The organism is Streptomyces sp. NPDC056061 (genome assembly GCF_042266885.1).
GTDB lineage: Bacteria > Actinomycetota > Actinomycetes > Streptomycetales > Streptomycetaceae > Streptomyces.
On sequence record NZ_JBHJWQ010000002.1, the window covers coordinates 457,919 to 468,514 of the forward strand.

Sequence of the window (10,596 nt, forward strand, 5' to 3'; positions counted from 1 at the left end):
CGTACGCCCCACTCAGTAGGCGGAGTTGACGTTGTCGATCGAACCGTAGCGCTGAGCGGCGTAGTTGGCCGCGGCGGCGATGTTGGCGACGGGGTCGTAGACGTTCTTGGCGGTACCGCCGACGTGGTAGGCGTTGAACGTCGGGTCGATGACCTGGAGCAGACCCTTGGACGGGATGCCCTTGGCGGCGTTGGAGTCCCAGTTGTTGATGGCGTTGGGGTTGCCGCCGGACTCACGCATCAGGTTGCGGTGGATTCCCTCGTACGTGCCCGGGATGCCCTTCGCACGCATGACCTCCAGCGCCTGCTTGATCCAGGTGTCCACGCTGCCGCTGCTCGCCCGGGTGGGCGCGGCGGGCGTGGCGGCCGAGGCGGCCGGGGCTCCGGCGACGGTACCGGCGACGATCGCGGCACCGGCGGCGAGCATGCCCAGCGAGACCTTCTTGGCGCCGGTCATACGGGCGAACTTCTGGGACATCGCGGTGATCTGCATTCGGTAATTCCTCTTCCGTCGGGGGGTGATGCCAAGAATTGTTATTCGACGAGGAAATCCGGGTCAATAGCCCCCTTTCACTAAACGGGATCGTACATGGCATCGGAAATGACTCCGGAACGCAACGAACAGGCGGTCGGCCACACCCGGAACGCCTACTATCCGCGACCATAGTGACCGCCATCACGTGGCCCACCACACACCTCAAACCCGTCAAATCGGCACAAGAGTGGCGGCCATCACGTGGTCTGCGCCACAAAAACGGAAGCCTAATTACTTAACGTGATAGCCGAAAGGCGCAGCGCATCAGCCTTTCGGCGGCGAACGGAAGGGCGCCCTCATTCTTTCCCTCCCGAGCGCCCGGACCCTTGCCGGGGCGGGGCCGTAACCCACCTGTTCCGGGGTGTCGGCACCGGAATCGGAACGGCGATCGAGGCCCCCGGGCAGACCGTGCTTTCGGCTTCGGAGGCAGTGGCGTCCACGGCCTCGGAGACAGAGGTATCGGAGAAAGAGTTAATTGAGCGGGCACGGCCGGATCGTGTTCCGGGGCCCGGTGGTGGCGGTCATGGGGGCGCTTCAGCGGGGTTGCGCCGCCCCTGCGGCGCGCGGCCGGGACCGGCCCGCGCGGAGAGGAACGGGCCCGGCGGTATCCGGGAGCCCCGGACCGCCGGGAGCCCGGGACACGGCGACGGCCCGCCCGGACGCGGGGGATGCGTCCGGGCGGGCCGTCGAGGGAGGCGGGCCGGCGGGGAGGGCGGCGGGCGGGAGGTGGATCAGTGGTTGCGGGGGAAGCCCAGGTCCACGCCGGCCGGGGCGTCGGCCGGGTCCGGCCAGCGGGTGGTGACGACCTTGCCGCGGGTGTAGAAGTGCACCCCGTCGTTGCCGTAGATGTGGTGGTCGCCGAAGAGCGAGTCCTTCCAGCCACCGAAGGAGTGGTAGCCGACCGGCACCGGGATCGGCACGTTGACGCCGACCATGCCGGCCTGGATCTCCAGCTGGAAGCGGCGGGCGGCGCCGCCGTCCCGGGTGAAGATCGCGGTGCCGTTGCCGAACGGCGACGCGTTCATGAGGGCGACGCCCTCCTCGTACGTGTCGACGCGCAGCACGCACAGCACCGGGCCGAAGATCTCGTCCTGGTACGCGTCCGAGCCGGTGGACACGTTGTCGAGGAGGGAGAGCCCGATCCAGTGGCCGTTCTCGAAGCCCTCGACGGTGTACCCGGTGCCGTCGAGGATCACGTCCGCGCCCTGGGCTGCCGCGCCGGTGACGTAGGAGGCGACCTTGTCGCGGTGCGCGGCGGTGATCAGCGGGCCCATCTCGGACGCCGGGTCGTTGCCGGGGCCGATCTTGATCTTCTCGGCGCGCTCCTTGATCTTGGCGACCAGCTCGTCGCCGACGGAGCCGACCGCGACGACCGCGGAGATCGCCATGCAGCGCTCCCCGGCGGAGCCGTACGCGGCGGAGACTGCGGCGTCGGCAGCGGCGTCGAGGTCCGCGTCCGGCAGTACCAGCATGTGGTTCTTCGCCCCGCCGAGCGCCTGGACGCGCTTGCCGTTGGCGGAGGCGGTGGTGTGGATGTAGCGGGCGATCGGGGTGGAGCCCACGAAGGAGACCGCGGCCACGTCCGGGTGGTTCAGCAGACCGTCGACGGCGACCTTGTCCCCGTGCAGGACGTTCAGGACACCGTCCGGCAGACCGGCCTCGGCGGCCAGCTCGGCCAGCAGGTTCGCGGTCGAGGGGTCCTTCTCGCTGGGCTTGAGCACGAAGGTGTTCCCGCAGGCGACAGCGAGCGGGAACATCCACATCGGCACCATGGCCGGGAAGTTGAACGGCGTGATGCCCGCGACGACGCCGAGCGACTGGCGGATGGCGGAGACGTCGACCCGGTTGGAGACCTGGGTGGACAGTTCGCCCTTGAGCTGGGTGGTGATGCCGCAGGCGAGCTCGACGATCTCCAGACCGCGGGCCACCTCGCCCAGCGCGTCGGAGTGCACCTTGCCGTGCTCGGCGGTGATCAGTGCGGCGAGCTCGTCGCGGTGGGCGTCGAGCAGCGCGCGGTAGCGGAAGAGGATCGCGGTGCGGGTGGACAGCGAAGACGTGCCCCAGGTGGCGTAGGCGTCCTTGGCGGCGGCGACCGCGGCGTCGACCTCCTCGGGGGAGGCGAGCGCGACCCGGGTGGTGACCTCGCCGGTGGCCGGGTCGGTGACCGGGCCGTAGTTGCCCGACGCGCCCTCGACGGTCTTGCCACCGATCCAGTGGTTGACGGTCTTCATGACAGGAACTCCTTCAGTGGCGTCTTGAGTGGCGTCTCGAACGACGTCTTCCGCGACGTCTTCACAGGTGGCGACGTCGGTCGGCGGCATGGCGGTCGTACGTTTCACGGGCTTTCACGGCCGATGGCCGACTTGCCGTTTCGGCTACGGGCACATCCCACCACGCCTGTGCCGGAGGCGGGCCCGACACTGTGTCTGGCGTTTCGGTCTCGACGTAGACACAAGTGGGACGGGTCGCCGCGCGCGCCTCGGCGAGGGCTTCGCGCAGGTCACGCACGGTCTTGGCGCGCAGCACCCGCATGCCCAGCGAGCCGGCGTTGGCCGCGAGGTCGACGGGGAGCGGCGGGCCGGTGAAGGTGCCGTCGGCGGCGCGGTGGCGGTAGGCGGTGCCGAAGCCCTCGCCGCCGACCGTCTCGGAGAGACCGCCGATGGAGGCGTAGCCGTGGTTCTGGAGGACGACCAGCTTCACCGGGAGTTCCTGCTGCACCGCGGTGACGATCTCGGTGGGATTCATCAGGTACGTGCCGTCGCCGACCAGTGCCCAGACAGGCCGGTCGGGGGCGGCCAGCAGGACCCCGATCGCGGCCGGGATCTCGTACCCCATGCAGGAGTAGCCGTACTCGACGTGGTACTGGCGCGGGGAACGGGCCCGCCACAGCTTGTGCAGGTCGCCGGGGAGCGAACCCGCCGCGTTGATGAGGATGTCCTCCTCGGTGACGAGGGAGTCCAGGAGGCCCAGCACCTGGGCCTGGGTGGGACGGGCATGCGGGTCTTCGGCGGTGAACGCGGCGGTGACACGCCGCTCCCATGCCTCCTTGGCCTCGGTGTACTCGGTCTCGTAGGCCGGGTCGACTCGGTGGTGGCGGGCGGCGAGCGCGGCGGTGAGGGCTTGCAGGGCGCTGCGGGCGTCGGCGACGAGCGGCAGCGCGCCGAGCTTGTGGGCGTCGAAGCCGGTGATGTTGATGTTGAGGAAGCGGACCGCCGGGTTCTGGAACAGGGTGGCGGAGGCGGTGGTGAAGTCGGAGTACCGGGTGCCGATGCCGATGACGAGGTCGGCGGTGCGGGCCAGGGCGTCGGCGGTCGCGGTGCCGGTGTGACCGATCCCGCCGACGTCGGCGGGGTGGTCGTGGCGCAGGGAGCCCTTGCCCGCCTGAGTTGCGGCGACGGGGATGCGGGTGGCGGCGGCGAACGTGGCGAGGGTCTCCTGCGCCCCGCTGTGCCGCACCCCGCCGCCCGCCACGATCAGCGGCCTCCGGGCGCTGCGCAGGGCCCGTACCGCGCGGTCGAGCTCGTCCGGGTCGGGGGCGGGACGGCTTACGTGCCAGACGCGCTCGGCGAAGAACTCCTCCGGCCAGTCGTACGCCTCCACCTGCACGTCCTGCGGCAGCGCGAGGGTGACCGCACCGGCCTGGGCCGGGTCGGTCAGGGTCCGCACGGCCTGGAGCGCCGCCGGGATCAGGGCCTCGGGGCGGGTGATCCGGTCGAAGTACCGGGAGACCGGGCGCAGGCAGTCGTTGACCGAGACGTCGCCCGCGTACGGGACTTCGAGCTGCTGGAGGACGGGGTCGGCGGGCCGGGTGGCGAAGGTGTCGCCGGGCAGCAGGAGGACGGGGAGATGGTTGACGGTGGCGAGGGCGGCCCCGGTGACGAGGTTGGTGGCGCCGGGGCCGATGGAGGTGGTCACGGCGTGTGTGGCGAGTCGGTCGCACTGGCGGGCGTACCCGACGGCGGCGTGCACCATGGCCTGCTCGTTGCGGCCCTGGAGGTAGGGCATGGACCGGCCGGACTCGACGAGTGCCTGGCCGATCCCGGCGACATTGCCGTGGCCGAAGATGCCCCAGACCGCGGGGATCAGCCGCTGTCGCCGGCCGTCGCGCTCGGTGTACTGGCGGGCCAGGAACGCCACCAGGGCCTGGGCGGTGGTGAGTCGGGCGGTGCTGCTCATGGGCGGGCCTCCTGCGTCCGGTACAGCGGGAGTCTGGGGTCCGTCGCTTGTGCGGGCCAGGTGTCGCGGATCCAGGTGTGGTCGGGGTGGTCGGTGATCAGCCACTCCCGCTCCCCCGGGCCCGCCATGACGTTGAGGTAGTACAGGGTGCGGTCTGGAGCGGCGATGGACGGGCCGTGCCAGCCGTCGGGGATCAGGACCGCGTCGCCGCTGCGGACCTCGGCCAGCACGTCCGTCCCGCCGGGCCGGGACGGCGACACCCGGTGGTAGCCGAGGCCGTCGTGCTCCACCTCGAAGTAGTAGATCTCCTCCAGCACGGACTCGGTGCCGGGGCGGTGCTCGTCGTGCTTGTGCGGTGGGTACGACGACCAGTTGCCGCCGGGGGTGAGCACTTCGACGGCGATCAGCCGGTCGCACACGAACGTGTCGGCGGCGGCGAAGTTGTTGACCTGGCGGGAGCAGTTCCCGGCGCCGCGCAGCTCTACGGGTACCTCCGGCGCGGGGCCGTAGCGAGCGGGGAGTCGTCGCTCGCACTTCGCTCCTGCCAGGGCGAAGCGGCCTCCTGCGCCGGAGGCGATCTGTGCGTGGGCGTCGCGCGGTACGTAGGCGAAGTCGGATACCCCACTGAACACGCTTTCCCGGCCCAGCAGTTCAAAGATCTCACCTGAGGTGTGCACCGTACAGCCACCGGTCAACGGCAGCACGATCCACTCGCTCCCCCCGGTGACGAGTGTGTGAATTCCGCCCGGCTCCAGTTCGAGCACGCGCAGGCTCGACCGGTCCCAGCCCGCCCGTTCCGGCGAGATGTCCAGGGTGTAGGGGCCGTCGGCCGCGCTCCCGGCGGGGAGGTGGCATCGCTTCTCGTCGTACGTCGTCATGTCCACTCCCTACCCGGAACCCGCGGCGCGCCCGCGCTCCCCGACGACGGACCCGGCGGCCAGGGCGGCCTCCACCTCGGACGGGAACGGCATGGCGGACGAGCACGCGAGCCGGGAGGCGACGATGGCCCCGGCGGCGTTGGCGTACCGCATCACGCGTGCGATGTCCCAGCCGGCGAGCAGTCCGTGGCAGAGCGCCCCGCCGAAGGCGTCCCCGGCGCCCAGCCCGTTGACGACCTCGACGGGCAGCGCCGGCACGTCGGCCACCGAACCGTCCCGGTGGACGGCGAGCACGCCCTCGGGCCCCTGCTTGACGACGGCGAGTTCGACACCGGCGGCGATCAGGGCGCGGGCGGCCTCGTGCGGTTCGCGTTCGCCGGTCGCGATCTCGCACTCGTCGAGGTTGCCGACGGCGACGGTGGCATGGGCGAGCGCCTCGCGGTAGCGGGCGGCGGGGGCGGAACGGGGACAGGGCTCGGGCTCGGTAGCCGTACGGGTCCCCGGGGCGGAACGGGCGGCGGCGGGGTTCTCCTCCCCGGCGTCCCAGAACATCGGGCGCCAGTCGAGGTCGAAGACGGTGATGCCGCGCCGGTCCCGGGCACGCAGCGCGGCGAGGGTCGAGGCACGGCTCGGTTCGGCGCACAGCCCGGTGCCCGTCATCCAGAAGACCCGGGCGGACCGGATCGCGTCCAGGTCCAGTTCCGGGGCGCGGATCTCCAGATCGGGCGCCTTGGGCCGCCGGTAGAAGTAGAGCGGGAAGTGGTCGGGCGGGAAGATCTCGCAGAAGGTGACCGGGGTCGGATACGCATCGACCGGCGTCACCCACCGGTCGTCCACCCCGAACCGCCGCAGCTGGAGACGGAGATAGTCCCCGAAGGGGTCCCGGCCGGTGCGTGTCACCAGAGCCGTCCGCCGGCCGAGCCGGGCGGCCGCCACGGCGACGTTGGCGGGCGAGCCGCCGAGGAACTTCCCGAACGTCTCGACGCGGGTGAGTGGCACACCGGTCTGCAGGGGGTAGAGATCCACCCCGATCCGGCCCATGGTGATCACGTCGTACGGCTCAGGGGGCTGAGACATGCACATCCCTTCCGACCGGCGACCGCGAAGGTTGTTCCCGGGGCCGTCCCGCGACACCCGGCCGGGATCACGGGACAGCCTCAGGTCTATCCGCCCCCTGAGACCCTGTCAATGCTTTGTCCGGACATAAGGACGAATGGTTGACAGGGCCCTCCGGGGCCGGAAGCCTGAGCCGCATGACCTCCTCCTCCGCGCCGACTCCGTCCCGTATCCGCATCGGTTCGGCACCCGACTCGTGGGGGGTGTGGTTCCCCGACGACCCGCGGCAAGTGCCCTGGCGGCGCTTCCTGGACGAGGTGTCCGAGGCGGGTTACGAGTGGATCGAGCTGGGCCCGTACGGCTATCTCCCGACCGATCCGGCCCGGCTCGCCGACGAGACCGCCCGCCGCGGACTGGCGGTGTCGGCCGGCACGGTCTTCACCGGATTGCACCACGGGCCGGGCGTGTGGGACCGGACCTGGGAGCATGTCGCCGCCGTCGCGGCACTCACCCGGGCGATGGGCGCCGCGCATCTGGTGGTCATCCCGGCGTTCTGGCGCGACGACCGGACGGGCGAGGTCCTGGAGGACCGCGAGCTGACCGCGGAGCAGTGGCGCGATCTCACCACCCAGACGGAACGACTGGGCCGGGAGGTGCGGGATCGGTTCGGGCTGCGCATCGTCGTTCATCCGCACGCCGACACCCATATCGACGGGGAGGCGAACGTCGGCCGCTTCCTCGACGCCACCGATCCCGACCTCGTGTCGCTCTGCCTCGACACCGGCCACTACGCGTACTGCGGCGGCGACAGCGTCGAGTTGATCGAGACCTACGGCGAGCGGATCGGCTATCTGCACCTCAAGCAGGTCGACCCGGAAGTCCTGGCCCGGGTGGTAGCCGACGAGGTGCCGTTCGGGCCCGCCGTGGCCCGCGGCGTGATGTGCGAACCGCCGGGCGGGGTGCCCGCGCTGGAGCCCGTGCTGGCCGCCGCCCGCAGGCTGGACGTCGACCTCTTCGCCATCGTCGAGCAGGACATGTACCCCTGCCCGCCCGACAAGCCGCTCCCCATCGCCCGCCGCACCCGGGACTTCCTGCGCTCCTGCGGCGGCGACCCGCGCCGGACCTCCGACGGGCCGACCCGCTCCGCGATGTGACGCGACGTGACGTGACGTAGCGGCGGTGCGCGGTGTTGTCCTCGGAGAGAGGGCGGTGGCGCCCGGCCCCGGCCCCGCGCCCATCCGCCGCACCCCACCGCACGAGGAGCACAACTCGTCATGATCCGGAAGATGCTGTCGTCCCCCGGGACGGCCGGAATCACCGCCCTGGCCGCGGTCGCACTCGCCGTCTCCCTCGCCGTCGCCCCGGCCGCCTCGGCCGACGACGCGCACAACCCACCGCCGCCGCCCGGATCCAGCCCGGTCTGCGCCTTCTACGACGGCGACGAACCGACCATGTACGGCGACCGGGGCGAGCGGGTCTCCGAGGTGCAGTGCATCCTCGCCAACCGGCACTACCTGCCGTGGTCCGCGGTCGACGGACGGTTCGGCCCGCAGACCTTCCTCGCCGTGCAGCGTTTCCAGGCGGACCACCCGCCGCTGGCGGCGACCGGAATCGTCACCGAGGCCACCTGGTCGACGCTCTGGCACGCGGGCCCGAGCCGCACGACCCCGCTGCCCCACCCGCCCAGGTGACCGGCACTTCCTGTCCGTCCGGGTGACCGTCGCACACACCGTCCGAGGCCCCGTACGGCGCAGGTTCCCAGGATTCCGGCGCCGTACGGGGCCTCGCGACCGAGTCCGGGACGGGCCCACCTCTCCTCCCCCGCATGCCGCGCCGCCCCCCACACACCGCGGAAACGCACCCCACAGCACTCGCATTCATACCCCCTAGGGGTATAGTTTGATGAGCGCCGGGTTCCACTGGACCTGCCGGTACCCGTCGCCCCGCCGCCTCGCGCCCACCCGGCGCGAGGTCGCGCCGGAAACGAAGTGCCGAAGTACACGCCGTAGAGGAGAACACCATGACCACCGAGACCCAGCTCCCCCAGGCCAACGGCTCCTGCTGCTCGCCCAGCGGTTCCTGCCACGACGACGCCGCCGCCGACACGGGCGCGGTGACCACCGTCTACCAGGTGTCCGGCATGACCTGCGGGCACTGCGAGGGCGCCGTCTCCGAGGAGATCTCCGGCATCGAGGGCGTCACCTCGGTGAAGGCCGTGGCCTCCACCGGCCAGGTGACCGTCACCTCCGACGCCCCGCTGCCCGAGGAGGCCGTGCGCGCCGCGGTCGACGAGGCCGGGTACGAGCTCGTGGGCCGGGCCTGAACGAGCGACGGCCCGGACCGGAGGCGCCCGGACACGTGGCGCCCCGGGCGACCCGCGGCACGGACGCCGCCGAGCACGCCCGCCCATCGAGAACACCAGAGGCATCGAGAACGCCAGGGGCATCAGGAGCGCCTGGGACACCTGAGATACCCGGGATATCGAAAACAGCCGATACACCCGCATCGCCCCTTTTGACGCCGGGCCGGACCGACCAGCAGATACTGGTGGGGTACGGCCCGGTAGGCGTTTCAGGAGTTCGGACATGCGCAGCACGACAGAGACGGGGGCCCCGGCGGCAGAGGATTCCCGGGCCGAACTCACGATCGGCGGGATGACCTGTGCCTCCTGCGCGGCACGCGTCGAGAAGAAACTCAACCGCATGGACGGGGTCACCGCCACCGTCAATTACGCGACCGAGAAGGCCCGGGTCTCCTTCGGGCCGGGGGCCGAGCTCTCGGACCTGATCGCCACGGTCGTCAGGGCCGGTTACACGGCACAGCCCGCCCCCTCCGCCGAACCGCCGACGCCCCCGCCCCCGGCGTCGGCCGCCGCATCCACCATCCCGTCGGCCGGCACCGCGCCCGCGACTCCGTCCGCCGACGCCGACGCCGCCGAGCGGGGTGCCGCCGACGCGCTCGCCTCCCTGCGGCAGCGGCTGATCGTGTCGGCCGTGCTCGCCGCCCCGGTCGTCCTGCTCGCCATGGTTCCGGCGCTCCAGTTCGACTACTGGCAGTGGCTCTCCCTCACGCTTGCCGCCCCGGTCGTCGTCTGGGGCGGGCTGCCCATCCACCGCGCCACCTGGACCAACCTCCGGCACGGCGCGGCCACCATGGACACGCTGGTCTCCATGGGCACCCTTGCCGCCTTCGGCTGGTCCTTGTGGGCGCTGTTCCTCGGGGACGCGGGCATGGCCGGGATGCGGCACGGATTCGACTTCACCGTCTCGCGGGAGGGGGCCGGTTCCACCATCTACCTGGAGGTCGCCGCGGGCGTCGTCGCCTTCATCCTGCTGGGCCGCTACCTGGAGGCCCGCGCCAAGCGGAAGGCCGGTTCCGCCCTGCGGGCGCTGATGCACCTCGGCGCGAAGGACGTGGCCGTGCTGCGGGACGGCGGGGAGATACGCGTCCCCGTCGGCCTGCTCGCCGTGGCCGACCGCTTCGTCGTCCGGCCCGGCGAGAAGATCGCCACCGACGGGACGGTCGTGGAGGGCGCGTCCGCCGTGGATGCGTCGATGCTGACCGGCGAGTCCGTTCCGGTCGATGTGGGCGTCGGCGACCGGGTCACCGGCGCCACGGTGAACGTCTCCGGCCGGCTGGTCGTCGAGGCGACCCGGATCGGCGCCGACACCCAGCTCGCCCGGATGGCGAAGCTCGTCGAGGACGCACAGAACGGCAAGGCGGCGGCCCAGCGCCTCGCCGACCGGATCTCCGCCGTCTTCGTCCCGGCGGTGGTGGTGCTCGCGCTGATCACCCTGGCCGGGTGGCTGCTGCTCACGGACGACGTGACGGCGGCGTTCACCGCCGCCGTGGCCGTCCTGATCATCGCCTGCCCCTGCGCCCTCGGCCTCGCCACCCCGACCGCCCTCATGGTCGGCACCGGACGCGGCGCCCAGCTCGGCATCCTCATCAA

Annotated in this window: 9 protein-coding genes; 4 read left to right on the forward strand and 5 right to left on the reverse strand. The window is 71.7% G+C overall.

Translation table 11 applies throughout. The features are described from left to right. Positions 1-12: 12 nt before the first annotated feature. The 5 genes from ACFC79_RS06040 to iolC form a co-directional block, all read right to left on the reverse strand. Entirely contained in the window at positions 13-492 is a 480-nt protein-coding gene (locus ACFC79_RS06040; RefSeq protein ID WP_376235759.1) for a transglycosylase SLT domain-containing protein, read from the reverse strand. A 773-nt stretch (positions 493-1,265) separates the two neighbouring features. Next, entirely contained in the window at positions 1,266-2,765 is a 1,500-nt protein-coding gene (locus tag ACFC79_RS06045; RefSeq protein ID WP_376235761.1) for a CoA-acylating methylmalonate-semialdehyde dehydrogenase, read from the reverse strand. Between the two features lie 61 nt (positions 2,766-2,826). Continuing rightward, the gene (gene iolD / locus ACFC79_RS06050; RefSeq protein ID WP_376235764.1) at positions 2,827-4,710 is read right to left on the reverse strand and encodes a 3D-(3,5/4)-trihydroxycyclohexane-1,2-dione acylhydrolase (decyclizing); all 1,884 of its coding nucleotides are present in this window, start codon (positions 4,708-4,710) and stop codon (positions 2,827-2,829) included. Continuing rightward, on the reverse strand, positions 4,707-5,588 hold the full coding sequence (gene iolB / locus ACFC79_RS06055; RefSeq protein ID WP_376235766.1) for a 5-deoxy-glucuronate isomerase: 882 nt from the start codon (positions 5,586-5,588) through the stop codon (positions 4,707-4,709). Before iolB ends, iolD begins: the two co-directional genes overlap by 4 nt. Positions 5,589-5,597: 9 nt before the next feature. Then, on the reverse strand, positions 5,598-6,665 hold the full coding sequence (gene iolC / locus ACFC79_RS06060; RefSeq protein WP_376235769.1) for a 5-dehydro-2-deoxygluconokinase: 1,068 nt from the start codon (positions 6,663-6,665) through the stop codon (positions 5,598-5,600). A gap of 176 nt (positions 6,666-6,841) precedes the next feature. Here iolC and ACFC79_RS06065 point away from each other — a divergent pair, with 176 nt between their 5' ends. The 4 genes from ACFC79_RS06065 to ACFC79_RS06080 all read left to right on the forward strand — a co-directional run. Then, positions 6,842-7,798, forward strand: coding sequence for a sugar phosphate isomerase/epimerase family protein (locus tag ACFC79_RS06065; RefSeq protein ID WP_376235771.1), 957 nt, complete (start codon positions 6,842-6,844; stop codon positions 7,796-7,798). A 120-nt stretch (positions 7,799-7,918) separates the two neighbouring features. Then, on the forward strand, positions 7,919-8,335 hold the full coding sequence (locus ACFC79_RS06070; RefSeq protein ID WP_376235774.1) for a peptidoglycan-binding protein: 417 nt from the start codon (positions 7,919-7,921) through the stop codon (positions 8,333-8,335). Between the two features lie 329 nt (positions 8,336-8,664). Next, positions 8,665-8,967 carry a heavy-metal-associated domain-containing protein gene (locus tag ACFC79_RS06075; protein ID WP_376235777.1) on the forward strand — a complete coding sequence of 101 codons (303 nt, stop codon included), beginning with the start codon at positions 8,665-8,667 and terminating at the stop codon, positions 8,965-8,967. A gap of 262 nt (positions 8,968-9,229) precedes the next feature. Then, positions 9,230-10,596, forward strand: a 1,367-nt coding sequence (locus ACFC79_RS06080) for a heavy metal translocating P-type ATPase (protein WP_376235779.1), incomplete at its 3' end; no start/stop codon positions are given.

Coding starts and splice junctions, on each gene's coding strand:
- ACFC79_RS06040 (WP_376235759.1), bottom strand. CDS start 492: ATGCAGATCACCGCGATGTCCCAGAAGTTCGCCCGTATGACCGGCGCC.
- ACFC79_RS06075 (WP_376235777.1), top strand. CDS start 8,665: ATGACCACCGAGACCCAGCTCCCCCAGGCCAACGGCTCCTGCTGCTCG.
- ACFC79_RS06045 (WP_376235761.1), bottom strand. CDS start 2,765: ATGAAGACCGTCAACCACTGGATCGGTGGCAAGACCGTCGAGGGCGCG.
- ACFC79_RS06070 (WP_376235774.1), top strand. CDS start 7,919: ATGATCCGGAAGATGCTGTCGTCCCCCGGGACGGCCGGAATCACCGCC.
- ACFC79_RS06065 (WP_376235771.1), top strand. CDS start 6,842: ATGACCTCCTCCTCCGCGCCGACTCCGTCCCGTATCCGCATCGGTTCG.
- iolD (WP_376235764.1), bottom strand. CDS start 4,710: ATGAGCAGCACCGCCCGACTCACCACCGCCCAGGCCCTGGTGGCGTTC.
- iolC (WP_376235769.1), bottom strand. CDS start 6,665: ATGTCTCAGCCCCCTGAGCCGTACGACGTGATCACCATGGGCCGGATC.
- iolB (WP_376235766.1), bottom strand. CDS start 5,588: ATGACGACGTACGACGAGAAGCGATGCCACCTCCCCGCCGGGAGCGCG.